Source organism: Allobosea sp. GW821-FHT12C12 (genome assembly GCF_058807355.1).
On record NZ_JBXAQP010000004.1, the window covers coordinates 43,216 to 66,221 of the forward strand.

Genomic DNA, 23,006 nt, shown 5'->3' on the forward strand with positions numbered 1-23,006 from the left:
GCAGACTCATGCGGATTGCAGGCCAGCAGGCTTGGGCTCGCCTGTCGAGTGCCGCGCGGCTTCGGGCGGCTTCATGTCCACAGGCCTGGGCAGCCGCTCGGGCAGCGCCATCACGACGCGCAGGCCGGGCGCATTGTCCTCCAGCCGGAGCTGGCCGCCGTGCAGCCGCACGACGCCGGCTGCGAGCGAGAGGCCGAGCCCGAAGCCCGGCTTACTGCGGCTCTGGTCGAGCCTGACGAAGCGCTCCAGCACCCGGCCGCGATCGGCCTCGGGAATGCCCTGGCCATTATCGGCGACCGACAATTCCACGGTCGAACCGACCTGGGCGGCGGCGACGCGGACGCTCGCCGGCGCGCCGTCGATCGACTGACCGTATTTCAGGGCGTTGTCGATCAGGTTGGCCAGCGCCTGCCCGATCAGCTCGCGGTTGCCGGCGATGCGCAGGCCGGGCGCGATCTCCGTGACGAGCGAAAGGCCGGCCTCTTCCGCCAGCGGCTCGTAGAGTTCGGCCATGCCGGAGACGATCTCGGAGAGATCGAGTTCGTCCATGCCGTCCTGGATGCGGCCGGCCTCGAGCCGGGCGATCATCAAAAGCGCGTTGAAGACGCGGATCAGGTTGTCGGCCTCGTCGATCGTGCCATCGAGCGCGCCGCGCAGTTCGTCCGGCGATTTCGCGGTGCGCAGCGACTCCTCGGCGCGGTTGCGCAGGCGGGTCAGCGGCGTCTTGAGGTCGTGGGCGATGTTGTCGGAAACCTGCTGCATGCCGGCCATCAGCTCGCCGATCCGGTCCAGCATCGCGTTCAGCGCCAGCGCCAGACGGTCGAGCTCGTCGCCGGTGCCTGAGATCACCAGCCTGCCCTTGAGATCGCCCGCCATGATGACGCGAGCGGTGTCGGTCATGCCGTCGACCCGCTTCAGGACGCGCCTTGCGACGAACCAGCTCGCGACGCAGCCGAGCACGAAGACCAGCAGCAGCGACCACGCCGCCGCGCGCCGGATCACCACGCCGAGCCGCTCGCGCTCCTCGACGTCCCGGCCGACGAGCAGCCTGAATCCCGCCGGCAGCATGAAGACGCGCACGATGGCGTGGCCGGGGGCATCGAGCGCCTCGCTGGTGCGCGCATACTCGATTTCGCTCTCGCCCGGCTTGTCGAGCGCGCCCGGCGGCAGCGCTTCGATATTGCCGACGATGCGCTCGCCGAGCGGCGTCGTGACGAGGTAGAGCGAGGCGCCGGGCGCGCGCGAGCGGCGCTCGATGATGCTGACCAGCCGCCTGATGCCGCCGAGCCGCTGCTGCTCGGCCAGCCCTTGGATCTCGGCGTCGATGGTCGAGCGGATCTGGTCGTCGAGCAGGCGCTTGGCGTTCCAGGCGACATAGCCGAGCACCATGCCGGCGAAGACCGTGAAGACGAGCAGATAGACCGCCGTCAGCTTGAACGCGGTCGTCCGAAACAGATTCGGCAGCAGGCTCTGGCGCGGCCGCGCGGCCGGCTCGGCCCGGCGCGTCTCGTCAGCCTGCGTCACGGACCATGTATCCGGCGCCGCGAATGGTATGGATCATCGGCTTGTCGAAGCCCTTGTCGATCTTGCCGCGCAGGCGGCTGACATGCACGTCGATGACGTTGGTCTGCGGGTCGAAATGATAGTCCCAGACGTTTTCCAGTAGCATGGTGCGCGTCACCACCTGACCGGCATGCTTCATTAGATATTCCAGCAGCCGGAACTCGCGCGGCTGCAGCACGATCTCGCCCTCGCCGCGCGTGACGCGATGGGCGAGCCGGTCGAGCTGGAGATCGCCGACCCGATAGACGATCGGCTCGGCGGCGGCCGCGCCGCGCCGGCGAGACAGCACCTCGACGCGGGCGAGCAACTCGGAAAAGGCATAGGGCTTGGGCAGATAGTCGTCGCCGCCGGCGCGCAGGCCCTTCACGCGGTCGTCGACCTGCGCCAGCGCCGAGAGGATCAGCGCGGGCGTCGTGTCGTTCTGCTCGCGCAGGGAACGGATCAGCGAGAGCCCGTCGAGACGCGGCAGCATGCGGTCGACGACGAGCACGTCGTAGCCGCCGCCCTCGGCCATGCCGTAGCCTTCCAGCCCGTCGGCGGCGTGGTCGGCGAGGTGGCCGGCCTCGCGAAAGGCCTTGGTCAGATACGCCGCGGCCTCGGCATCATCTTCGACGATCAGCAAACGCATGGCGTCACGCTATCCTATCGAACGGAAAAACGGCAGGCCGGATGAAACCATCCGGCCTGCCGCGGTGAAGGCTGGGCCCCGGCGGGGGCGACAGGATACCGGGAAACCAACCCTGCCTCAGAATGATGCCGAAAAGTGCGAAGCGGTTTTCGGAAGAACATCATGCTTCATGCGGGAGAGCGCGATTCGCGCCTCATGTCGAACGGCCCGGGGCGATCGGGCTCTCTCAGCCAGCCGGCTGGCGGCCGACCTCGAAGCTGAGCTGGCGCTCCTTGCCGTCGCGGAAGACCGTGATCGTCGTCTTCGCGCCGGGCGCGAAGGTCGCGATCCTGCGCGAGAGCTCGCGGGCGTCCTTCACGGGCTCGCCATTGACGGCGAGGATGGTGTCGCCCCGACGAATGCCGGCCCTGGCGGCGGGACCGCCTGACTGCGCCTCGGCCACCAGCGCGCCGCGCGGGTCCTTGAGGCCGATCGCCTCGGCGACCTCGGCGGTGACCGGCTGGATCTGCACGCCGATGAAGCCGCGCGCCACCGAACCGTCCTTCTTCAGCGACTCGACGACCTGGCTGACGGTCGTGGCCGGGATCGCGAAGGCGATGCCGACATTGCCGCCGGAGGGAGAGTAGATCGCGGTATTGACGCCGACGACCTCGCCATTCTGGTTGAAGGTCGGCCCGCCGGAATTGCCGCGGTTCACCGCCGCGTCGATCTGGATGAAGTCGTCATAGGGGCCCGAGCCGATGTCGCGCCCCTGCGCCGAGACGATGCCGGCCGTGACGGTGCCGCCGAGACCGAACGGGTTGCCGACCGCCAGGACCCAGTCGCCGATGCGCGGCTTGGCCGGAGCGAGCTGCACGAAGGGGTAGCTGCCGCTTTCGTTGACCTTGAGCAAGGCGAGATCGGTGCGCGGATCGGTGCCGACGACCTTGGCGCTGAGCGTCTTGCCGTCCTCGGTGACGAGCTGGACCTCGGCCGCGTTCTGGACGACGTGGTTGTTGGTGACGGCATAGCCGTCCTGGCTGACGAAGAAGCCCGAGCCCTGCGACTGGCCCTGACGAGGCTGCGGCCGGCCGGGACGCTCGCCCGGCTGCTGGTCCTCGAACTCGCGGAAGAAGCGGCGCAGGCCGGGCGGGAGGTCTTCGAGGCCGTCGGCGCCGCGCTCGGCGACGGCCTGCGTCCTGACGCGGACGGAGACGACGGCCGGCTTCACCTTCTCGATCATGTCGGCGAAGGACGGCAGCGCGGGCTGCACGCCCGAAAGCTGGATCGGCTGGGCGAAGGCGTTGTGATTGGGGGCGAGCACGCCATCGGCCAGACCGGCGGCAAGGCCGATCGCCAGGGTGGCGGCGCCGGCGAACAACGCGCCGCGCTTGAGGACGGATTTCTTGGTCGTCGAAGTGGTCATGGCGAAAACCTCGGAAACTGCAGGGCCCTTCCCTGTCTGTGCGAGGGACCATGCGGCCGGCCGCCTTACGCCGCTTTCGCGCGGACATGACGATTTCGTAAGGTTGGGCGATTTCGGGGCCGCCTTCGCGCTGGACGACAGGCGGTCATGATCCGCACACTCATGACGAGAACCAAGGGGCTGGGGACCATCCGATGATGTTGCGTGCCGCCGGCCTCGTCGCCGGGTTGTCGACGCTGGCCGGCGATGCGGCGCTGGCGCAGTCGATGAGCGCCTATCAGGTCGGTCTCGGCATCGCCCAGCAGCGCGGCTACGCCAATACCGGCTGCTATGCCGAGGTCTTCGCCAAATATGCCGTCGTGGTCGAGCGCCCTGACGGCCGCCGAGGCTGGCATGCGGCCTCGACGCCGGCCTACAACGCCGAGCAGCAAAGGCGCTGCGGCGTCGACCGGCTGGCGGATATGGAACAGCGACGGCAGGCCAGCTCTAGCCCTTTCGCGGCTCCGCGAGCCGCCGGGAACATCAACAGCGCCGGCTTGCGCGTCGCCGCGAAGCGAGGCTACGAGGGCGAGAAGGCCGCATGCTTCGCGCGGACCTACGCGGTATTCGCATCGCCTCAGCCAACCGGCGGCGGCAAGGTCGGCTACGCCATTGCGGGCCGTAGCATGCCTTCGTATTCGGCGGAACTCTACCGCGCCTGCGGCATCAGCCGCTGAGGCGTGTTACCCATCGCCGGATTTCAGCAGCCGGTCGAGCCTCGCCTGCTCTTCCGCCGTCAGCGGAGCCGTGGCCGCGACCGGCTCCCGCATCCCCCGAGTGCGCTGGCCGATATAGGCAAGGCTCGTCGCCAGGATCAGGAAGGGCGCGGCCCAGAGCAGGATCGTGCGCCAGTTCAGCGGCGGCCTGAGCAGCACGAAATCGCCATAGCGCGCCACGACGAAATCGCGCACAACCGTATCGCTGTCGCCCGCGACCAGCCGCTCGCGCACGAGGATGCGCAGATCGCGGGCGAGCGGCGCGTCGGACTCGTCGATCGACTGGTTCTGGCAAACGAGGCAGCGCAACCCGCCGGAGATCTGCCGGGCGCGCTGCTCGAGCGCGGCATTGGGCAATACCTCGTCGGGCTGCACCGCCTGCGCCGGGGCGGCAAGCCCAAGCGACAGGACCAGGGTTGCGAGCAGCGCGCGCATGCTCACTCCGCCGGCTGGACTGCGACGCGGGCGGGCGCGACGCGGCTTGGGGCCGCGAGCCGGAAACGGCGGTCCGTCAGCGAAAGCGCGCCGCCCAGCGCCATCACGATCGGGCCGATCCAGATCAGCAGGATCAGCGGCTTGTCGTGGAGCCGCACAGCGATGCCGCCGTCGCCCTGCGGGTCGCCGAGGCTGATATAGGCCTGGCTCAGTCCGTCGGTGCGAATGCCGGCCTCGGTGGTCGGCGTGTTGCGGGCGATATAGACGCGTTTTCCCGCCTCGACCACGCCGAGCGGCCTGTCGCCGGAGGCGAGCTGGAAACGCGCCGTCTCCTCGCGGAAATTCGGGCCATTGCGCGGCGAAATCGCCTCCAGCGTGATGGTGTAGCGCCCGCTGGTCAGGCTCTCGCCGGGCTTCAGCGCGCCGATCTCCTCGGTGCTCCAGGCGGCGGCCGCGATGCCGATGACGCAGACGCCGACGCCGGCATGGGCCAGCGCCGTGCCCCAGGCCGAGCGCGGCAGGCCGACGGCGCGCGACCAGATCGCGGCGGCTCCGCTGGCTCGCGCCACGACGCGCTCGCCCAGATCGAAAGCCGCGCCCGCAACCAGGAAGACGCCGAGCCCGATGCCGAGCGGCGCCACCACAGGCCCGCCGCGAAAGATGGCGAGCAGCACGACGCTGGCCAGGATGCCGAGCCCGAAAGCCCAGATCGTGCGCTGGGCCGCGCCGAGCAGGTCGCCACGCTTCCAGGCCAGCGACTGGCCAAGCGGCAGCAGCAGAAGCAGCGGCACCACCACCGGAACGAAGGTGGCGTTGAAGAAGGGCGGGCCGACGGAAATCTTGTCGCCCGTGACCATTTCCAGCGCCAGCGGGTAGAGCGTGCCGATGAAAACGGTCGCGCAGGACGTCGCGATGAAGACGTTGTTGACGACGAGCGCGCTCTCGCGTGAGACCGGCGCGAACAGACCGCCCTGACGCAGCAGCGGCGCGCGCCAGGCGAAGAGCGCCAGCGAGCCTCCGACGAAGAACACCAGAATGCCGAGGATGAAGAGCCCGCGCTGCGGGTCGCTGGCGAAGGTATGCACCGAGGTCAGCACGCCGGAGCGGACGAGGAAGGTGCCGAGCAGCGAGAGCGAGAAGGTCAGGATCGCGAGCAGGATCGTCCAGACCTTGAGCGCATCGCGCTTCTCCATCACCACGGTGGAATGGATCAGCGCCGTGCCGGCGAGCCAGGGCATCAGCGAGGCGTTCTCGACGGGGTCCCAGAACCACCAGCCGCCCCAGCCGAGCTCGTAATAGGCCCAGTAGGAGCCCATCGCGATGCCGAGCGTCAGGAAGACCCAGGCGAGCAGCGTCCAGGGCCGGACCGCGCGCGCCCAGACCGCGTCGATGCGGCCGTCGATCAGGGCCGCGACCGCGAACGCATAGGTGATCGAGAAGCCGACATAGCCGACATAAAGCAGCGGCGGATGGATCGCGAGGCCGAGATCCTGCAGGATCGGATTGAGGTCCTTGCCCTCGGCGGGCGCCGGAATCATGCGCCTGAACGGGTTCGAGGTGAACAGCATGAAGGCGATAAAGGCGACGGTGACCCACCCTTGAGCCGCCAGCGCGCCGGCGCGCAGTCGAACGGGCAGCGAGCGCCGCGACAGCGCCACGAGCGCCCCGAACAGCGTCAGGATCAGCACCCAGAGCAGCAGCGAGCCTTCGTGATTGCCCCAGGTCGCGGTCAGCCTGTAGATCAGCGGCTGGGTGGAATGGGAGTTGGCGACGACGTTCTCGACCGAGAAATCCGAGCGCACATAGGACACCATCAGCGCCGCGAAGGAAAGCGCCACCAGCAGGAAGCAGGTGATCGCGGCGGCCGGGCCGACCGAGGCCAGCGTCCGGTCCCCGCGCGCCACGCCCCAGAGCGGCACCAGCGCCTGCACGACGGCGACTCCGAGCGCGAGCGCCAGCGAGAAATGACCTATCTCGACGATCATCGCATGGCCCTCATGGTTTTGCCGATGTCGGATCGGCCCCCGGCGCGCCGCCCGGCTGCCAGTGGCCCTGTTTCTTCAGCGTGTCGGCAACCTCGCGCGGCATATAGGTCTCGTCATGCTTGGCGAGCACGGAATCCGCCTTGAAGCGCCCCACCCCCTCGAAGACGCCTTCGGTGACGACGCCCTGCCCCTCGCGGAACAGGTCCGGCAGCAGACCGTCATAGCTGATCGTCATCGTCGTCTTGCTGTCGGTCACGGCAAAGACGACACGCTGACCTGGACCGCGTGCGACAGAGCCCTTCTCGACCAGCCCGCCGAGGCGCATGCGGGTGCCTGGCGCCAGGCCCTTTTCGACGATCTCGGTCGGCCCGTAGAAGAACACGATCGAGTCGCGCATCGCAAACAGCACGAGGCCTGCCGCGACGCAGAGCACGAGCCCGGCCGCCGCGATCAGTATCAGCCGGCGCTGCTTGCGCGTCATTCTCCGGCGGGCGGCGGGAAGCGGCTGCTGCGCCGCCGTCATGGCGCGGCGTCCTTCAGGCCGAGCTCGTCGGCGAGCGCATCGAGCCGGGATGGAGCCGAGGCGTCGCCGGCAAGGCGCTGGCGCGCCGTGGCGAGCGCGGCCCTTGCCGCCGGCCGGTTGCCGAGCACGGTTTGCGAGCGGATCAGCCGCGTCCATTCGGCCAGGCTGCCGCCGCCTTCGGCAAGGCGCGTGGCAAGCCCCTCGACCATGCCGCGAATGGCGGCCTGCTGGTCCTGCGCCGGCAACGCGACGATCGCGCCCCGCGCCGCCTCGCCTTCCAGCCGCGCGAGCCGCTCGCGCACGACGGACACCCAGCCCGCCTCGCCCGGCGCGTCGGCGATGAGCGCGCGCAAGGTCTCGATCGCGCCCGCATTGTCGCCGTCCTGCTCCTGGCCGATAGCGAGGAAATAGCGAGCGCGCGCGTTCTTCGGGTCACGGGAAACGGCCTTGCTCAGGCTTTCGCGCGCGGCGGCGGTAACGACGCCGCCCGCCGCCAGGATCTGCGCCTCGCCCTGCCCCGCCAGCAAATCGGCATCGGGTTCCCCAAGGCGCACGGCGTTGGCGAAGGCGCGCGCCGCGTCCTCGCCCCGGCCCTGACGCAGATAGACCGGCGCGATCACCGCCCAGCCGCGCGCGTCGGCGGGATTGGCGGCGAGATGACTCTCGATCCGTGCGAGCGCGACGGAGAAATCCTGCTGGTTGGGATCGGCCTTGAGGCGAGCCGCCAGCGGCAGGTCGGGCTGGGCGGGAGAGCCGAAGGCGCCATAGACGACGAGCGCGAGCAGCGGCACGCAGGACAGCGCCAGCGCCGATGAGGCGCGGCGGCGGCGCAGCGAGGACTCGGTCTCGGCCGCCGGACTTGCCTCGTCGCCTGCCGCCCGGAGCAGACGCCGGGCGGCCTCGGCGCGGGCGGCCTCTGCCTCCTGCGGGCCGATCAGGCGGCGCGCGACATCGCGCTCGATCTCGGCGAGCTGGTCGCGGTAGAGGCTGGCGGCATCGGCGACATCCGCGAAGGCGGCCGTGCGCCGTCGGCCGAGCGGCCAGAGCAGCGCGAAGACCGCCGCGCCCGTCATGACCGCGAAGATGATCCAGATCAGCATGGCGCTGTCTTATCGAATTCCAGGCTTCGCTTCATGTCCCATGAGGGCGACAAAGGGTCACGCGGGGTCATGTCTTACACCGACGGTAGAACGAGACGGGCGCGCAGTCCGCCGAGCGGCGACGGATGCAGCGAGAGCTCGCCGCCATAGAGCTTGGCGAGGTCGCCGACGATCGAGAGGCCGAGCCCCGAGCCGGGCGTCGTCTCGTCGAGCCTGCGGCCACGCTTGATGACGTCGGCCATCGCCTCGGGCGGCAGTCCCGGCCCGTCATCGTCGATCACCAGCACGATGCGCTCCGGCTGGTCGCGCATGACCGGCTCGACGCCGACCTCGACGCGAGATTCGGCCCATTTGAAGGCGTTGTCGAGCAGATTGCCGAGCATTTCCTCCAGATCCTGCTTCTCGCCGCGAAAGCGCAGATTGGCCGGCACGGCATGCTTGCCGGTGATGCCGCGTCCCTGGGAGATCTTGCTGAAGGTCCGGATCAGCGCATCGAGCGACGGCGCTATCTCGGTGACGCCGCCGAGCGCGCCCGACAACGCGGCGGCCCGCGCCCGGTCGAGATAATACTGGACCTGATCGCGCATGATCGCGGCCTGGGTCTTCACCGTCTCCGACAGCACGCCCTCGCCGGCCTCGGCCTCGTTGATCATGACGCTGAGCGGCGTCTTCAGCGCATGCGCCAGATTGCCGACCTGGGTGCGCGCCCGTTCGAGAATCTCGCGATTGGCGTCGATCAGCTGGTTGAGTTCGCCCGCGAGCGGGTCGAGATCGGGGGGGTAGCGGCCGGCGATGCGCGGCGCTTCGCCGGTGCGCACCAGTCCGACCGCGTTGCCGAGACGAACGAGCGGTCGCAGGCCGAAGCGGACCTGGATGATGGTGGAGGCGACGAGCGCCAGCCCCAGCAGCACGAAGGTCATGGTCAGCGCGAAGCGGAAATCGCGGATGTCGCCGTCGATCTCGTCGGCGGGGGCCGCGACCGCGACCGTGAAGCGTCCCTCCTCGCCGACATCGATCTCGCGTTCGAGAATGCGCAGCCAGCGGTCGTCGGGTCCGGAGATGTAGCTTTCGCGCAAGCCCCGCGCGTTCGGCGTCAGTTGCTGCTGGTCGAGCAGCTTCGGCAATTGTCCGCCGACGATCGAGCGCGAGGTCCGCACCACCTGGCGCTCGCCGTCGAGCCTGACGATCTGCCAGTACCAGCCGGACAGCGGCAGGTCGAAGCGCGGCTCGCCGAGATCGCCGATCGCCTGGCGCTCGGCCTCGGGCGGCGAGGCGACGTCGGCGGCCAGTTCCTTGATGTAGACGCTCAGCCGCTCGTCGAAGCCGCGCTCGGCCGAGCGGCGATAGAACGTCGTCAGGCCGAAGCCCGCGAGGATCAGCACCAGCGCGCAGCAGACCGCCGCCGAGACGAACAGCCGCGCGCCGAGGGAATAGCGATGCGGCTTCAGCGGCATCGCGCAGGACTAGAAGCTGTCGGGGAGCATGGAGAGCCTCTACACCTTTTCCGGCGCGGCCGCGATATAACCCAGCCCCCGAACCGTCTCGATGACGTCGACGCCGAGCTTCTTGCGCAGGCGGCCGACGAAGACCTCGATCGTATTGGAGTCGCGGTCGAAATCCTGGTCGTAGAGATGCTCGACAAGTTCGGTGCGCGAAACGACCCGGCCCTGATGGTGCATCAGATAGGCGAGCAGTCGGTATTCATGCGAGGTCAGCTTGATCGGATTGCCGTCGACGACGACACGGCTCGCGCGCGTGTCGAGGCGCACCGGCCCGCAGGTCAGTTCCGAGGTGGCATGGCCGGTGGCGCGGCGAAGCAGCGCACGCACCCGCGCCAGCAGTTCCTCGATATGAAATGGCTTGACGACGTAGTCGTCGGCGCCGGCGTCGAATCCGGCGACCTTCTCGCTCCAGCGGTCGCGCGCGGTCAGGATCAGCACCGGCATGATCTTCGCCGCGCGGCGCCAGCCCTGGAGCACGGCGACGCCGTCGAGCTTGGGCAGGCCGAGATCGAGGATCACGGCGTCATAGGGCTCGGTCTCTCCGAGAAAGGAGCCTTCCTCGCCGTCGAACGCCTTGTCGACGGCATAGCCGGCATTCTCCAGCGCGGTGACGATCTGGCGGTTGAGGTCCTTGTCGTCCTCGACGACGAGCAGTCTCACGGTCGGCAAGCTCCTGTTGGCGCTCCGGCGGAGCGGCGCATCGTCGATTCAATAGCAGAAAAATCAGCGGACGGTCTCGACCTTGCCGGACTGGCCCTCGAGCGTGACGCGCGCCACGCGGCCATCGCGCTTCAGCGTCGTCACCACATAGATCAGTTCGTCGCCCTGGCGACAGAGCCTGATGCGCAAAACCTCGCCCGGCGCCGCGTCGCGGGCGTGGCGGGAGGCCTGCACGGGCTGGATCACGCGGCCGTCGGCGATCGTCTCGCGCATCTCCTCGGCCGACAGGCAGGTGATCGGCTGCGGATCGTCGACGCGCAGGATCGGCAGCGGCGCCGCCAGCAAGGCGAGAGCGAAGAGGTTTTCGACGGGCATCATCGACATGCGCTAACCCCGGGCGACTGAACGCGTCATGAATGCGGCGGCATGCAACTCAAGGACGAGCAATCGACGGAGAGGATAAGTCAGCGCACCTCGATCAGTCCACGCCATTCGCGACCTTTTCCGACCACGGCGCCGATCTGCGCGATCACGAATTCGATCCCGCTCTGGACCGCGCCGAAATCGGCGATCTCCTGCGCGGCCGGATAGAGCCAGGAGGGTTGCGCCGCCATGACCGTCCTGACGGGCACGCCGGCGGCGAGCACGCCGATCTCGTAGCGCTCGCCATCCTCGCCTAGCGGCGCCTCGGCGATGTCCCAGCCATCGCCGTCGAGCCGCGTCCGGCGGATCCAGCTCAGGGCGACGCCGTCCGGACTTCTCCGCGCCCTGGGCCGCACCGGCGCGAGCGGAACCAGCGCGGCGGCGCTCGCGGCGGCGACGAATTCCGCCATGGCCGGATCGCCGACATCGCGCCGCGCCGGCCCGATGCGATAGCGCCGCGCGACGCCGATCTCGGCGATGTCCGTGGTCAGCGAGACGGCGGCGCCGTCGAGCACGACGACCCGCGCGCCGGCCGGCAGGCTGCGCGCCGCGGCGGCCTCCGAGCCGCCGATGCCGCGCACCAGCCGCGACAGCCTGAACCGGCGCGGACCGATCAGCTCAACGCGGGCCGCGGTCAAAATCTCGATCTCGCCATCGGCCGCGATCAGCGCCAGCGCATTGGCTCCAGCCAGCGCGGCCTCGTCCGAAACGGAGGCCAGGATGCCGCCGCGCAGCCCGACATCAAGTACGGCGCGGTCGTCGCTGCGCCAGAGCGGACCCGGCGGCAGGACGGTCAGCGTCTCGCCGACGATGGACGGGGCCTCGACCAGCCGCAGCAGCGCGAAATCCCCTGTCCCTTCCGCCCGCCAGACCGCGAGCGCGCCCGGCCAGGGCGAGGCGAATGCGGCGAGCGACAAGAGCGGCGGCGTGGCGCCGCGCGCGATCGGCAGCGCCATCGGCACCGCCAGCGGCCGGCCAGGAAGCGCCGGCGCGGCGCGAGGCGGCATCGGCCCGGCTGGGGCGCCGGCGCTGGCATAGATCGCGGGCTCGACGGCGCGGGCGCTCGCCTTGCGCGTCGGGCCGTCGCTTATCCGCGTCAGCCGGAACAGGCGCTCGGCCCCGTCGACCGGCAGCGCCACGACATCGCCGGGCTCCAGATCGATCCGGCGCGGCGAGAGCTCGAACTCGGCGGTCTCGCGGCCGGACCAGACCTCCTGCAGGCGCTGGTCGGCGAGGCGCTGCCCTTCGGCAAGACGGGTGACGATCGCGATCTCGACCGCGCTTTCGCGCCGAGCCGCGCCGGCGAGGCGGCGCGACGAGGCCGCGGCCCGGCGATAGGTCGCATCTGCGTCGCTGAAGCCGAGGCGCAGTTCGCGCGGCAATTCGCTTTCCTGGGCGCGGCGCAATTCATAGGGGCTGCCGTCGCGGCCGGGCAGCCAGTCGTCGCTGCCCAGCACGCGCGCGACCTTGCCTCCGCGCCCGCGGAAGACGAGCCGGCCGCCGCTCATGATCGCGTCGAAGCCAAAGGCCTGCGCCAACGGCTCCAGGGCCTGGCGCGCCGACATCGGCCGGTCGAGCACATAGCCGTCGACGAAACCGTCGACGGCGATTTCGTCTGCCGCCGGCAAGCCGAGATCGGCCAGCACCGCCCTGATGAGGCGGTCGACCGGCGCGCCCTCGATGCGGCCGTTGATCCAGTGTCCGGTCTGCCAGTTCGCGCCGTCGGCCCAGGCTCCCGTCAGCTCCGGAAAAGCCGGGAACGGCCGCGCATCCCAGCTCCAGACGAAGACGGAGGCCGGATCGACCATGCGCAGACCGCTCGTCGGGTGCACCGGGTTCCGGCTCGCCTCGAACCCCGGCTGGGTCGGATCGAAGCCGGACAGAATCGCCTCCAGGGCACGGTTCTGAACGAGGTCGTCGCGCGCGCCGCTGGAGAAATAGGGCCGGCCGCTATCGGCCGATTTCGGATCGGGGAAGAAACTCGGCCCGTTTCCGCCCTTGTCGATGGCGGGAACGCCGACCTCCGTCAGCCAGATCGGCTTGGCGGCCGGCGCATAGGCCGTCGTCGCGACCTCGACGCCGCCGCTGCGCGCGACATGGGGCTGGCTCCACCAGTTCCAGAGATCCTTCGGCCGGAAAACCCACGGCTTGCCGTAGGCCCCGTCCGTGATCGGCAGGCGTTGCTGCAGGGCACGGCCGTCCGGTCCGGCATAATACCAGTCATAGCCCTCGCCGGAGTTCAGGCGACCGCGCAGATAGCCGAGATCGCTCGGCCCGCGCGCGATCGCGGCGTCGGCATGGGCGCTCGCATCGCGCCAGTCGGACAGCGGCGCGTAGAAATCGATTCCGATGGCGTCGATCGCCGGCGCGGCCCAGAGCGGATCGAGCGGAAAGTCGACGTCCAGCCCGGCATTGCGGACATGCGCGCCGTATTCGGTCCAGTCGGCGGCATAGGTCAGCCTGGCGGCGGGCAGCATCGCCTTGACGTCGCCGGCCAGCGCAATCAGCCCGTCGACCATCGGATAGCCGGCCGCGCCGCGCACCCGCGTCAGCCCGACCATTTCCGAGCCGAGCACGAAGCCGTGGACGCCGCCGGCGGCCTGCGCCAGCGCGGCGCAATGCATCACGAGCCGGCGATAGCTCCATTCGCCCGGCTTGGCGCAGGAGACCTGATCGCCGGCGACGGACATATCGGCGGGCGCGACCGTGCCGAGAAAGGCCGCGACCTGCGCCGCCGCGTCGCTCGCGCCGTCGACGCTGCCGGGGCTTCCGGGCGCGGGATCGCAGGTGATGCGGCCGCGCCAGGGATAGCGCGGCTGGCTCGCGGCTCCGGTCACCGGGTCCGGCAGCGCGTTGTCGACGGGGATGTCCATCATCACGAACGGATAGAGCACGACCTCCAGCCCCATCACGTCGCGCAGGCGGCGGATCAAGCCGATGACGCTTTCGTCCGAGGGCGTGCCGCCGAAGGCCGGGCGGCCCTCGATCTGGCTGACGATCCGCGCCATCGGCCGCGACAGGCCCGCGACCGACCATTCCGCGCCGATCGTGGGTTTGAGCGGGATCTCGACGCGGGGCGCGATCGTGCAGGCGCCGGCGCGCAGATCGTCGCCGAACCAGGAGATCACCAGCGCGACGCGGCGCAGGTTCGGGCAGAGCGCGAGAAGGTGAGCCAGCGAGGTCTCGACGTCGGAGGGGCCGTAGAGCTGATGGCGCGTCAGGCTCTCGGTCGCGCCGGGCTCGGGCTCGTGGCTGACGGCCCGCGTTTCGTAGACGAACTCGCCGGCGCCGGGGATCAGCGTCACGGCGCGCACCATGCTGCCGAGCCCGTCGACCGCGCGCACCACCTCGAAGGAGAATTGCGGCACGCGGTTGCCGTAATCGGCCAGCGGGAAGCGCTCGAACACGACATAGGCCGTGTCGCGGTAGGCCGGCGCGGCGCCCTCCTCCTTGGCCGCGATCAGCGGATCGAGTTCCTCGTTCGGATAGCCGGAATGGACCCGCATCGTCACGGTCGTCACGTCGAGCTCGCGCCCGTCGGCCCAGACGCGGCGGACGAAGGCGATCGGCCCCTCGCACAGCGCGACGGCGAAGTTGGCGTAGTAGCTGTAGGTCGTCTCCCTGGTCTTCTGGCCGCCCATGCTCTTGCCGCCGCCCTTGGCGCGGTTCCTGGTGACGTTGACCTGCTCCTCGAAGCGCGTCGCCCAGATCAGTTGCCCGCCGACCCGGGCACGGCCATAGACGCGCGGGATCGCCGCGCCTTCGGTCGAGGCCAGACCCTCGGCTTCATTCAGGCGCGGGCCCTCGATCGGCTTGCCGCCGCTGTTGAGAAGCGACTGGTCGATCCGCGCCCCGGCGATGCCGCCGATGGCCTGGCCGATGATCGCGCCGATCGGGCCGCCCAGCGCGTTGCCGAGCGCCGCGCCTGCAACCTGGAGAACGAGCGTTGCCATCAGTCGGCGACCTCCGGAAAGGAAAAGGCATGGCTGAGATGGCGTCGCCACCACGGCGTCAGCGCGACCTCGGCGACGCAGGCCCCGTCATGAGCGTGGATGATGCGGCCGTCGTCGCTCAGGATCGCGCAGTGCCTGGCCGGAAGATGCGAGCGCCAGCGGAAGAGCAGCACGTCGCCGGGCCGTCCCGCATCGGGCGGAACCGGCCGCAGATGGCGCAGCGCCGCCGCAGCAAGGCTCTCCTCGCCGAGGCTTTCGGTCCAGAGCGGCGAATAGGCCGGCACGGCTTCGGGCTCGTCGCCAAGCAGCTCGCGCCAGATCCCGCGCACCAGGCCGAGACAATCGCAGCCGACGCCGCGCAGCGAGGCCTGGTGATGATAGGGCGTGCCGAGCCATTGCCGGGCGGTGGCGACGATATCGTCCCGCGTGAGCACGGCAGGACTCATCGGAACAGGCTCCCGCCGTCGAGCGCTCCATCGCCCGGCCCGGCGCCGCCGATGATGAAGTCGTTCCCGGGCATGTGCGGGAAGCCGCGGAAGTTGATCCCGTTGCCGAATTTCGCCTGGCAGGTGAAGAAGCTCTTGTCGCAGCCCGGCGTCACCTGGAAGACGTCTCCCGCCGCGATCGGCGCGGGCGGGGCCTGCCAGAGCTGCAGCGTGCCCAGCCCGTCGGCTGCATGGCGCTTGATCTCGGTGACGAAACCGGCATTGCCGCCGCCGGTGAAGACGAGCCGTCCGCCGCTGAAATGCGCGTCCGGATAAGAGGCGAGCGCCGGCGCGCCCAGCGAGAGACGGCCGTCGCTCGTGGCCACGGCTGCCGTGACCGGCGTCAGCGTCACGCCGCAACGTGCGTCGCCGAGATCGGCCGAGCAGGCGCGGGTGTAGAGCCGGCCGCGCTCCTCGTCGAAGGCCTTGGCCAGGCCCCGGACCTCGGCGCTGAAGGCAAGGTCGCCCCGCCTGATCTCGCCGACGAAGCCGGTTTCGAGCAGCAGCCGCTGCGAGACGGCGGCCCAGTTCACCAGCCAGATCGAGACGCGGGCATCGTCGTAGAGCCCGCGCGCCAGGTCGGCCTCGTTGAGGCCGACAGCCGCGAAGGCGCCGGAAACCTCGCCGCCGCCGACCGCGAAACCGAGTTCGGCCGCGCCTTCGGCAGCCTCCAGCCCGGTCGTCTCGCGAAAGGTGACGCCGTCGAAGGTCAGCGGACGATCATGGTCGGTGAAGCCGAGCACGAGCCCGTCGCGCCGGGTCAGGCTCCAGCATCGGCACAGCGTGGTCGCGGCGCGGGCGAGGTGTCCGGCGAGGGCGGCGGGGATATCTCGCATGGGAACTCCTTCAGGCGATGATCTCGACGACCGGGATGCGCGGGATCTCGCCGGCCTCGAAAGCCGAGAGATCGACCTCGATCGCGTCGATGTCGAAACGCACCGGCACGTCGAACAGGAAGCCGGCGGTGACGAGGCTGCCGGACGGCGGGATATGCCCCGGCGCGAAGGTGACGAGGCCGGTCGCGGCGTTCGTCTCGGCATGGCTCGGCTGCGACTGCACCACCCCGTCGACGGCGAGAAAGACCTCGCCATGCCAGGGTTTGGTGACGGTGCGCCGGTAGGTCGCGATGCCGGCGCCATAGTCCTTGGCGAGCTGGAATGTCGCGGTGACGCCGTCGCCGACGCCGAGCGTCTGGTCGAGCGCGGTCGGCGTCTGCGAGGGCGGGCAGCTTTTCCAGTCGAGCTGGTCGCGCCACCTGAAGCCGTAGAGCCGGCCGCGCCGCTCCTCGAAGAAGGCGACGATGGCCGCGAGCGCATCGAGCGTGCGGACCCCGACGCCGGCGTCGTAGCGCCGGCGCGAATGAGCCCAGCGGGTGTTGCGGACCTCGCGGCCAGAGGCCAGCGTGACGATCTGCGTCAGCCGTTCGGGGCCGCCGCGCGCGCCGCGCGAAATGTCGAGCGGGAAGCGGATATCGTGGAAATCGGTCATGAGCCGGCCCTCTCGCCTGTCGGTTCCATGGCGCGGCGCGTCACAACGCCCGGCTGCCGCGCGCCACGGCGCGTGCGATCGCGGCCGAGACCTGCGCTTCCGAGCGGCGGAAGCTGTCGGCGTCGGGCGTCGAGACCTGAACGGTGACGTTCATCGGGCGCACGCCTGAGCCGCCCGCGCTGACGCCGAGCTTGCCGTCCGGACCGCGCGAGAGCGGAAGGATCGCCTCCGCGCCGGCCTCGCCCATCAGCCCGAGGCCGCGCCCGAGCGGGAAATAGGAGGGCTGGGCGATGACGCCGCCATCGGCGAACGGCGCGACCGAGATGCCCGCGCCCTTGCCGCCGAGCCCCGACAATCCGGTGAGGTTGGACAGTCCGCCGCTGAACAGCCCGGTCAGGCCCTTGACGCCGGTCGTCAGCAGGCTCGACAGGCCGCTGGTCAGCGGCTGCAGCGCCGTCTTCAGCAGACTCTGGGTGATCGATTTGCCGACGCTGCGCAGCACGTCCTCGAAGCGCTTGCCCTCGACGATGCCCTTGGCGAAGGCGTTGGTGATCGCCTTGCCGAAGCCGTCGGCCGACTTGCTCAGGCTCTTGGTCAGCCGATCCATCGAGCGCAGGTCGGAGACGCGGGAGGAGGAACCGGATTCACCGATGAAATCATCGTCGGCCATGGCGATCGAAAGCTCCTGATCGAGGGAAAGCGCGGCGTCATGCGTCCGGAAAAGCCGCCATCAACCGCGCCAATGTCTCGCGGCGCGGCGCATCCATGGACGGCGCGCGCTCATGCGCCCGCAGCGCCGCGGCGATTTCGCGCGGCGTCGCGGCCCAGAAGGCGTCGGGCGTCCAGGCCAGACGGCCAAGTCCGAAAGCCATGATGTCGCGCCATGGAAAGGGCTCGGCCGCCGGCGGGGTCAACTCGCCGGCGGCCGCGGAGGGCGCGGAGCCCGACTGTCCTCGCCTGCGCCTCCGAAGGTCGCGTCGAGCAGCGCGATCGCGGCCTGGATCGCGCCATTCAGCCCGCCCTCGAAGGCGAGCCCCGCGACCTCTTCATCCGCGATCCTGCTGCCGGCTCCGCGCAGGCCTGCGCCGAGAATGCGGGCGATGTCCCGCGCCGAGAGCCGGCCGCCGACGAAGCGCTCGCCCAGCGCCGGCAGGCTGTCGACGGCAAAGGCCTGCTCGAGCTCGGCGAGCGCGCCCAGCGTCAGCCGCATCGGCAGCGCCTGCCCATCGACCATCAGGGCTGTCTCGCCCCGGTAGCGGTTGCTCATGGCTGGCTCCTCACAGCACTGTGAAGGAAAGCGCGCCGGCGGAATCCAGCGACAGCTCGAAGGTCACCTCGGCGGCATGATCGCCGCGATATTCGAGGCTGGTGATCTGGAACGGTCCGGTGATGGCGCCGAAATCGGGCACGATCACCTGCCAGTTGCGAATCGCGCCGTCGAAGAAGATCTGCCGCAGCAGCGCATCCGAGGCCTCGTCCTTGAAGACGCCGGCGCCGCTGATGCTGGCCCGGCGTGCGCCGGCTCCTGCCAGCAATTCGCGCCAGCGTCCGGCCGATTCCGCATGGGTGACGTCGACGCTCTCGGCGTTGAACGCGATCTGGCGGGCGCGCAGCCCCGCGACGGTGACGAAGGCCCCGCCCGCATCCTCCGCCTTGAGCAGCAGATCTTTGCCCTTCTGTGCCGACATCCGGCCTCTCCTTCGTGATGTTCGAGTGAATCAGAGCGTCTCGGTCACGGCCCGCAGCCTGATCGTGACGAAGGCGAGCCCCGTCCTGGGATCGCGGGCGAGCCGGCTCGCCTGCCAGCGGAGATTGATCAGCCGGTGCCCGGACAAGGTCAGCTCCGCCTCGTCGAGCGCGTTCGCGACGCAAGCCGCCGCCTGCAAGGCCTGCTTCGCGGAGGCGCTCTCGTCGGCCCAGACGACGAGCGAGACATTCTGCTCGCAGCCCTTGTCGCTGCCGGTCGACCAGTCGCGCGCATCGGCCTCGCCATGGACGACATAGACGCCACGCGCCGCGCGCGGCGCCTCGTCGTGAATGCGGCCCGCTCCGATCAGTGCGGTCAGCGCCGTGTCGGCCGCCAGCCGCGCCTGCAGCGCGGCGCGCAGCGCCAGGATCGCGTCGCTCATGCCGAAATCTCCTCGACCAGGCAGATGAGCCGCCGCCTGCCGCCATCGGGGTCGGCGACCGCTCGGATGTCGTAGAGGCGCGCGCCGTCGCGCAGGCGCTGGCCGGAATCGACGCCGTCGCGCCAGCGCATGGCGATCCGATGCGTCGCGACCTGTTCGGGCCGGCCCATGCGCCAGCGTTCGCCGCCGCCGAGCCATTCGACCTGCCCCCAGACGGCCGCGACCGTGGCGAAGGCCTGGGTCGTTCCACCGATCCCGTCCGGCGCAGCGACCGGCGCCTCCAGCACGAGCCGTCGACGCAGCGCGCCGACCGGCGTCTTCCCGTTTCCCGAAGCGGACATGGCGTCAGAGCCTCATGCGGCGGAAGGGCGCGACCAGCGCCATGATCTCGGCGGGCAGCGCCGCCGCGTCTCGGCCGACGACATCGCCGCGCTCCTCGAACCAGCGCGCCGCCAGCCTGAGCACGGCCTGGCGCAGCAGCGCCGGCACTGCGGCGGCCGTATCGCCATAGCCGGCGACGACGTCGATCTCGATCGCGCCGCGCTGACGCCCGATCGCCGGCACGCCCGAGGCCACACGGATCACCGGCGGATCGGCGCTGGCATCGAGCCGCAGCGCGCCGCTCGGAACGGTCTGGGCGGTCCCTTGCGCGTCGTAGACGCGGGCGGCCGTGATCGAGCGGACGGGCGACAGCGGCAGGCGGATCTCGCCGCTGTCGGGCCAGCGGTCGAGCACGACCCGCCAGTCCTGGTCGATCAGCATCCGGCCCGACGCCGCCTCGATCATCAGCCTTGCGGCCGTGATCAGCGTGCCGAGCAGGCCGTCCTCCTCGTCCTGGTCGAGCCGCAGGAACAGGCGGGCGTCGGGCAGCGAGACGGGCTCGGCCACGGGTGGGGTCAGCGCGATGGGCGTCATGGTCGCTCCGATTGCGGGTTCAATTCAGGTCTGCGACGCGCTATCCAGCGCTTCCCCTCGCGAGGAGCGCGCCAGTGCATCTCAATTTTCGGCACGTCGGATCTCGGGTCTTTGCCGCGGCGCTGGCTTGCGCCGGCGCGCTCGCGGCGCAGGACGCATCGGCGGTCGTCGGCGGGCGCGAGGGCGGCCCGGCCGCGGCCTCGACCCTTATGGTGCTGAACGCGCGCGGCGGCGTCTGCACCGGCATCGTGCTGTCGTCGCGCGCCATCCTGACCGCGGCGCATTGCGCTGCCGGCGGAATCGACCTGCGCATCCACTGGAAGGATGGCGGCGGCGAGCCGGTTCTGATCCCGCCCGCTGCGATCGCGCTCCATCCCGAATTCGACGCCAAGGCGATCACCGCCCGCCGCCGTTCGATCGATCTCGCCCTGCTGCGCCTGTCCGCGCCGCTGCCGGCGCGCTTCCAGCCGGCCGAACTGGTCGACGGCGCGCTGCCCCGGGCCGGTTCCGGTCTCGCGCTGGCGGGCTATGGCGTCGCCCGCGAGGGCGATGCCCGCAGCACCGGCACCTATCGCTCGGCCGATCTCGTCGCGGTCGAACCCTATGGGCCCGGCCGCATCCTGCTCTGGGCGGCCGATCCGTCGGGACTCGGCAAGCGCCCGGGAGGCAGCGCCTGCCTCGGCGATTCAGGCGGCCCGATGATCGCGGACGACAGCGGCATCGTCGCCGTCACGAGCTGGTCGACAGGCCCGGCCGGCAAGAATTGCGGCCTGCTCAGCCAGGGGGTGCTGGTCGCGCCGCAACGCGACTGGATCGACCGCACCCTCTCGCAATGGGGCGAGAGCGCCGCCTGGACGACGCGTCGCTGACGGAAACATTAGCTGACGGAAACACTGGACTGCGGCGCGCGACGTCATAGACTGATCAGCATCGTCACCTGGTCCCGATCATGCCCGTCCGCGCTCTCACGCTCGCTTTCGTCGCCGCCATCAGCGCCGCCTCGCCCGCTCTCGCGGTCGTCGGCGGCAGCCTCTCCCGCGACATCGACGGTGCGCGCGCCTCGACGCTGCGGGTCGAGACCAGCCGGGGCGAGCTATGCTCCGGGGCGGCGATCGGACCCGAACTCGTCATCACCGCCGCGCATTGCCTGATGGCAGGCGGCGCGGTCAGCGTCGTCAGCCTCGATCCGCGCTTCCGCCCGCGGCGTCACTCGGTCGCGGCGGTGCTGCCGCATCCGAGTTTCGTGCCGGGCACGACGCCGCGCACCCAGCCGGGCGCCGATCTCGCGATCCTGCGGCTTGTGACGCGCCTGCCGGCCGACATCGAGCCTCTCACGCTCGGCGGCGGCCTGTGGCAGGGCGAAACCGTCACCATGGCCGGCTTCGGTCTCGCGATCGAGGACAACAAGGCCACCGCGCGCCGCCTGCGCGAGACGCGGCTGATCAATGCCGGCAGCTACACCACGGCCAACACGGTCAAGGTCGCGGTCGATGTCGAGGCGCGCGGCGAAAGCCCCGGAGCCGGCGCCTGTCGGGGCGATTCGGGCGGACCCGTCCTGCGCGGCGGCTCGTCCTCGCGCGATCTCGTCGGCGTGGTGAGCTGGTCGAGCGGCCCGCTCAACTCGCGAACCCGGCGTATCTGCGGCGGCTTCACCGCGATCACGCCGATCGGCGAGCATCGCCCCTGGATCACCGAGGCGAGCCAGCGTCTCATGGCTTTCGGGGCTGACGGGCGGCAGGGCGAACCCGTGCCGCCACAGGCCGGCTACAGCTGGTGGTTTTCGCGATAGGCCGAGCCCGGCTCAGACCGCGAACTTCAGCCCCTTGATCGCGGCGAAGTCCTGCACGCCGCCGCCGACCCGCTTGGTCGTGTAGAACAGCACATAGGGCTTGGCGGAATAGGGATCGCGCAGGATGCGCACGCCCGCCCGGTCGACCACGAGATAGCCGCGCCGGAAGTCGCCGAACACCACCGAGACCGCGTTGGCGGCGATGTTGGGCATGTCCTCCGCCTCGACCAGCGGGAAGCCGAGCAAAGTCGCCGGCGCGCCGGCCGAAGCCGGGGGCTGCCAGAGGTAATTGCCGTTGGCGTCCTTGAACTTGCGGATGACGGCCTGAGTCTTCCGGTTCATCACGAAGGAGGCGTTCTGGCGATAGCCGGCCTTCAGCGCATAGACCAGGTCGACCAGGATGTCGGAGGGGTTGGAGGCCGCGAACGCGCCGGCGACGCCGGAGTTCAGCACGCCGATATTGCCCCAGCTCCAGCTCGCATCCGCGACGGTCGGATAGGCCAGGAAGCCCTTGGGCTTGTCGACGCCGTCACCGGAGACGAAGGCCGCGCCCTCCTGCTCGGCGAAGGCGGCCTCGACCTCCTCGGCGATCCACTGGTCGATGTTGACGATGGCGTCGTCGAGCAGCGTCTGGGTCGCGGCCGGCATGGCGTAGAGCTCCATCGCCGGAAAGGACAGCTCGGCCAAAGTCGGCGAGTTGCTCTGCGGGCGGGCCGCTGCCTCGGCGACCCAGCCCGAGGCCGGTCCGGTGGTCGAGAACGCCTTCTTGTAGGCGCCGGACGAGATCGTCCTGACCGTGGCGATGGCGCGGATCGGCGAGATGTTGGCCAGGCGGCGCAGGATCTCGCTCTCGACCGTCGAGGGCGCGAGATAGCCGCCATCGGGGCCCGAGCCGGCCGACAAAGCCTTGGCCTCGAGCCGCTTCAGCCCACCGGCCTCGCCGTTGCGGACATAGGCCGTGAAGGCCGTCTTGTGCTCATGGGCGAGCGGGTCGCGCGGCGCATCCTGGCCGAGCGCGGGGCGGGCGCGGTCGAGCGCGACGCGGTCGATCCGGCGCTTTGTCTCGTCGAGCGCCGCGTCGATGCGCGCCACCTTCTCGTCGAGCAGCGGATCGGCCGCGCCCCGGCTCTCGATCTCGGCCAGACGCTCGTCATTGGCGAGGCGGTAGCTCTCGAAGGTGTAGCGCAGATCGTCCTGGGCCGGATCGAACGCGGCGGACTTGGTCTCGGGGGCGTGAAGCAGCGTGGTCATGGTCTCTCCTGCTGTGA

At 70.3% G+C, this 23,006-nt stretch carries 25 protein-coding genes; 3 read left to right on the top strand and 22 right to left on the bottom strand.

What is annotated here, in order from left to right; genetic code table 11:
* Positions 1 to 6 precede the first annotated feature (6 nt).
* The 3 genes from AC1RRW_RS06895 to AC1RRW_RS06905 form a co-directional block, all read right to left on the bottom strand.
* Entirely contained in the window at positions 7 to 1,524 is a 1,518-nt protein-coding gene (locus tag AC1RRW_RS06895) for a sensor histidine kinase (RefSeq protein WP_492899894.1), read from the bottom strand.
* Positions 1,511 to 2,191 (bottom strand): winged helix-turn-helix domain-containing protein, encoded by a 681-nt coding sequence (locus AC1RRW_RS06900; RefSeq protein ID WP_492899895.1) that lies wholly within the window; start codon positions 2,189 to 2,191, stop codon positions 1,511 to 1,513. The genes AC1RRW_RS06895 and AC1RRW_RS06900 overlap by 14 nt, the downstream gene beginning before the upstream one ends.
* A 226-nt stretch (positions 2,192 to 2,417) precedes the next feature.
* Positions 2,418 to 3,596 (bottom strand): trypsin-like peptidase domain-containing protein, encoded by a 1,179-nt coding sequence (locus tag AC1RRW_RS06905; RefSeq protein ID WP_492899896.1) that lies wholly within the window; start codon positions 3,594 to 3,596, stop codon positions 2,418 to 2,420.
* A 194-nt stretch (positions 3,597 to 3,790) separates the two neighbouring features.
* Between AC1RRW_RS06905 and AC1RRW_RS06910 the strand changes: the two genes are divergently transcribed.
* Entirely contained in the window at positions 3,791 to 4,312 is a 522-nt protein-coding gene (locus tag AC1RRW_RS06910; protein ID WP_492899897.1) for a hypothetical protein, read from the top strand.
* Between the two features lie 6 nt (positions 4,313 to 4,318).
* On the opposite strand, the gene AC1RRW_RS06915 is transcribed toward AC1RRW_RS06910, so the two are convergent.
* The 18 genes from AC1RRW_RS06915 to AC1RRW_RS07000 all read right to left on the bottom strand — a co-directional run bounded on the left by AC1RRW_RS06915 (position 4,319) and on the right by AC1RRW_RS07000 (position 19,949).
* Positions 4,319 to 4,786, bottom strand: coding sequence for a cytochrome c-type biogenesis protein (locus AC1RRW_RS06915; protein WP_492899899.1), 468 nt, complete (start codon positions 4,784 to 4,786; stop codon positions 4,319 to 4,321).
* Positions 4,787 to 4,788: 2 nt separating this feature from the next.
* Positions 4,789 to 6,771 carry a heme lyase CcmF/NrfE family subunit gene (locus tag AC1RRW_RS06920; protein ID WP_492899900.1) on the bottom strand — a complete coding sequence of 661 codons (1,983 nt, stop codon included), beginning with the start codon at positions 6,769 to 6,771 and terminating at the stop codon, positions 4,789 to 4,791.
* Between the two features lie 10 nt (positions 6,772 to 6,781).
* Positions 6,782 to 7,252 (bottom strand): cytochrome c maturation protein CcmE, encoded by a 471-nt coding sequence (ccmE, locus tag AC1RRW_RS06925; protein WP_492900216.1) that lies wholly within the window; start codon positions 7,250 to 7,252, stop codon positions 6,782 to 6,784.
* Positions 7,253 to 7,290: 38 nt separating this feature from the next.
* Positions 7,291 to 8,394: a c-type cytochrome biogenesis protein CcmI gene (gene ccmI / locus AC1RRW_RS06930; RefSeq protein ID WP_492899901.1), complete on the bottom strand. Its 1,104-nt coding sequence runs from the start codon at positions 8,392 to 8,394 to the stop codon at positions 7,291 to 7,293.
* Positions 8,395 to 8,468: 74 nt separating this feature from the next.
* Entirely contained in the window at positions 8,469 to 9,848 is a 1,380-nt protein-coding gene (locus tag AC1RRW_RS06935) for a sensor histidine kinase (RefSeq protein WP_492899902.1), read from the bottom strand.
* Between the two features lie 39 nt (positions 9,849 to 9,887).
* A complete protein-coding gene (locus tag AC1RRW_RS06940) occupies positions 9,888 to 10,556 on the bottom strand; it encodes a response regulator transcription factor (RefSeq protein ID WP_492899903.1) in 669 nt (222 codons plus the stop codon).
* Positions 10,557 to 10,619: 63 nt separating this feature from the next.
* Positions 10,620 to 10,940, bottom strand: coding sequence for a PepSY domain-containing protein (locus AC1RRW_RS06945; RefSeq protein WP_492899904.1), 321 nt, complete (start codon positions 10,938 to 10,940; stop codon positions 10,620 to 10,622).
* Positions 10,941 to 11,020: 80 nt separating this feature from the next.
* Positions 11,021 to 14,932, bottom strand: a complete 3,912-nt coding sequence (locus tag AC1RRW_RS06950; RefSeq protein WP_492899905.1) for a baseplate multidomain protein megatron — start codon at positions 14,930 to 14,932, stop codon at positions 11,021 to 11,023.
* Positions 14,932 to 15,378 (bottom strand): NlpC/P60 family protein, encoded by a 447-nt coding sequence (locus AC1RRW_RS06955; protein ID WP_492899906.1) that lies wholly within the window; start codon positions 15,376 to 15,378, stop codon positions 14,932 to 14,934. Before AC1RRW_RS06955 ends, AC1RRW_RS06950 begins: the two co-directional genes overlap by 1 nt.
* Positions 15,375 to 16,253: a phage/gene transfer agent baseplate hub protein gene (locus AC1RRW_RS06960; protein WP_492899907.1), complete on the bottom strand. Its 879-nt coding sequence runs from the start codon at positions 16,251 to 16,253 to the stop codon at positions 15,375 to 15,377. The genes AC1RRW_RS06955 and AC1RRW_RS06960 overlap by 4 nt, the downstream gene beginning before the upstream one ends.
* 10 nt (positions 16,254 to 16,263) lie before the next feature.
* Positions 16,264 to 16,905 carry a phage distal tail protein, Rcc01695 family gene (locus tag AC1RRW_RS06965; RefSeq protein WP_492899908.1) on the bottom strand — a complete coding sequence of 214 codons (642 nt, stop codon included), beginning with the start codon at positions 16,903 to 16,905 and terminating at the stop codon, positions 16,264 to 16,266.
* A gap of 40 nt (positions 16,906 to 16,945) precedes the next feature.
* On the bottom strand, positions 16,946 to 17,575 hold the full coding sequence (locus AC1RRW_RS06970) for a phage tail tape measure protein (RefSeq protein ID WP_492899909.1): 630 nt from the start codon (positions 17,573 to 17,575) through the stop codon (positions 16,946 to 16,948).
* 37 nt (positions 17,576 to 17,612) lie between these two features.
* The gene (locus AC1RRW_RS06975) at positions 17,613 to 17,819 is read right to left on the bottom strand and encodes a phage tail assembly chaperone (RefSeq protein ID WP_492899910.1); all 207 of its coding nucleotides are present in this window, start codon (positions 17,817 to 17,819) and stop codon (positions 17,613 to 17,615) included.
* On the bottom strand, positions 17,816 to 18,172 hold the full coding sequence (locus AC1RRW_RS06980; protein WP_492899911.1) for a gene transfer agent family protein: 357 nt from the start codon (positions 18,170 to 18,172) through the stop codon (positions 17,816 to 17,818). The genes AC1RRW_RS06975 and AC1RRW_RS06980 overlap by 4 nt, the downstream gene beginning before the upstream one ends.
* A gap of 10 nt (positions 18,173 to 18,182) precedes the next feature.
* Positions 18,183 to 18,593 carry a phage major tail protein, TP901-1 family gene (locus AC1RRW_RS06985; protein WP_492899912.1) on the bottom strand — a complete coding sequence of 137 codons (411 nt, stop codon included), beginning with the start codon at positions 18,591 to 18,593 and terminating at the stop codon, positions 18,183 to 18,185.
* Positions 18,594 to 18,623: 30 nt separating this feature from the next.
* Entirely contained in the window at positions 18,624 to 19,034 is a 411-nt protein-coding gene (locus AC1RRW_RS06990) for a DUF3168 domain-containing protein (RefSeq protein WP_492899913.1), read from the bottom strand.
* Entirely contained in the window at positions 19,031 to 19,375 is a 345-nt protein-coding gene (locus AC1RRW_RS06995) for a phage head closure protein (protein ID WP_492899914.1), read from the bottom strand. Before AC1RRW_RS06995 ends, AC1RRW_RS06990 begins: the two co-directional genes overlap by 4 nt.
* Positions 19,376 to 19,379: 4 nt before the next feature.
* Positions 19,380 to 19,949 carry a head-tail connector protein gene (locus tag AC1RRW_RS07000; protein WP_492899916.1) on the bottom strand — a complete coding sequence of 190 codons (570 nt, stop codon included), beginning with the start codon at positions 19,947 to 19,949 and terminating at the stop codon, positions 19,380 to 19,382.
* Between the two features lie 74 nt (positions 19,950 to 20,023).
* Here AC1RRW_RS07000 and AC1RRW_RS07005 point away from each other — a divergent pair, with 74 nt between their 5' ends.
* Positions 20,024 to 20,818 carry a S1 family peptidase gene (locus AC1RRW_RS07005; RefSeq protein ID WP_492899917.1) on the top strand — a complete coding sequence of 265 codons (795 nt, stop codon included), beginning with the start codon at positions 20,024 to 20,026 and terminating at the stop codon, positions 20,816 to 20,818.
* A gap of 80 nt (positions 20,819 to 20,898) precedes the next feature.
* Positions 20,899 to 21,738, top strand: coding sequence for a S1 family peptidase (locus tag AC1RRW_RS07010; protein ID WP_492899918.1), 840 nt, complete (start codon positions 20,899 to 20,901; stop codon positions 21,736 to 21,738).
* Between the two features lie 12 nt (positions 21,739 to 21,750).
* Here AC1RRW_RS07010 and AC1RRW_RS07015 read toward each other — a convergent pair whose 3' ends face one another.
* Complete coding sequence (locus tag AC1RRW_RS07015) at positions 21,751 to 22,989, bottom strand: phage major capsid protein (RefSeq protein ID WP_492899919.1); 1,239 nt, start codon at positions 22,987 to 22,989, stop codon at positions 21,751 to 21,753.
* Between the last annotated feature and the right edge of the window lie 17 nt (positions 22,990 to 23,006).

Excerpts from the sequence above, each read along its gene's own strand:
- AC1RRW_RS06915 (WP_492899899.1), bottom strand. The coding sequence starts at position 4,786 with ATGCGCGCGCTGCTCGCAACCCTGGTCCTGTCGCTTGGGCTTGCCGCC.
- ccmE (WP_492900216.1), bottom strand. The coding sequence starts at position 7,252 with ATGACGCGCAAGCAGCGCCGGCTGATACTGATCGCGGCGGCCGGGCTC.
- AC1RRW_RS06955 (WP_492899906.1), bottom strand. The coding sequence starts at position 15,378 with ATGAGTCCTGCCGTGCTCACGCGGGACGATATCGTCGCCACCGCCCGG.
- AC1RRW_RS06900 (WP_492899895.1), bottom strand. The coding sequence starts at position 2,191 with ATGCGTTTGCTGATCGTCGAAGATGATGCCGAGGCCGCGGCGTATCTG.
- AC1RRW_RS06990 (WP_492899913.1), bottom strand. The coding sequence starts at position 19,034 with ATGAGCGACGCGATCCTGGCGCTGCGCGCCGCGCTGCAGGCGCGGCTG.
- AC1RRW_RS06960 (WP_492899907.1), bottom strand. The coding sequence starts at position 16,253 with ATGCGAGATATCCCCGCCGCCCTCGCCGGACACCTCGCCCGCGCCGCG.
- AC1RRW_RS06965 (WP_492899908.1), bottom strand. The coding sequence starts at position 16,905 with ATGACCGATTTCCACGATATCCGCTTCCCGCTCGACATTTCGCGCGGC.
- AC1RRW_RS07000 (WP_492899916.1), bottom strand. The coding sequence starts at position 19,949 with ATGACGCCCATCGCGCTGACCCCACCCGTGGCCGAGCCCGTCTCGCTG.
- AC1RRW_RS06905 (WP_492899896.1), bottom strand. The coding sequence starts at position 3,596 with ATGACCACTTCGACGACCAAGAAATCCGTCCTCAAGCGCGGCGCGTTG.
- AC1RRW_RS06980 (WP_492899911.1), bottom strand. The coding sequence starts at position 18,172 with ATGAGCAACCGCTACCGGGGCGAGACAGCCCTGATGGTCGATGGGCAG.
- AC1RRW_RS06945 (WP_492899904.1), bottom strand. The coding sequence starts at position 10,940 with ATGTCGATGATGCCCGTCGAAAACCTCTTCGCTCTCGCCTTGCTGGCG.
- AC1RRW_RS06950 (WP_492899905.1), bottom strand. The coding sequence starts at position 14,932 with ATGGCAACGCTCGTTCTCCAGGTTGCAGGCGCGGCGCTCGGCAACGCG.
- ccmI (WP_492899901.1), bottom strand. The coding sequence starts at position 8,394 with ATGCTGATCTGGATCATCTTCGCGGTCATGACGGGCGCGGCGGTCTTC.
- AC1RRW_RS07015 (WP_492899919.1), bottom strand. The coding sequence starts at position 22,989 with ATGACCACGCTGCTTCACGCCCCCGAGACCAAGTCCGCCGCGTTCGAT.
- AC1RRW_RS06995 (WP_492899914.1), bottom strand. The coding sequence starts at position 19,375 with ATGTCCGCTTCGGGAAACGGGAAGACGCCGGTCGGCGCGCTGCGTCGA.
- AC1RRW_RS06935 (WP_492899902.1), bottom strand. The coding sequence starts at position 9,848 with ATGCCGCTGAAGCCGCATCGCTATTCCCTCGGCGCGCGGCTGTTCGTC.
- AC1RRW_RS06985 (WP_492899912.1), bottom strand. The coding sequence starts at position 18,593 with ATGTCGGCACAGAAGGGCAAAGATCTGCTGCTCAAGGCGGAGGATGCG.
- AC1RRW_RS06970 (WP_492899909.1), bottom strand. The coding sequence starts at position 17,575 with ATGGCCGACGATGATTTCATCGGTGAATCCGGTTCCTCCTCCCGCGTC.
- AC1RRW_RS06910 (WP_492899897.1), top strand. The coding sequence starts at position 3,791 with ATGATGTTGCGTGCCGCCGGCCTCGTCGCCGGGTTGTCGACGCTGGCC.
- AC1RRW_RS06920 (WP_492899900.1), bottom strand. The coding sequence starts at position 6,771 with ATGATCGTCGAGATAGGTCATTTCTCGCTGGCGCTCGCGCTCGGAGTC.
- AC1RRW_RS07010 (WP_492899918.1), top strand. The coding sequence starts at position 20,899 with ATGCCCGTCCGCGCTCTCACGCTCGCTTTCGTCGCCGCCATCAGCGCC.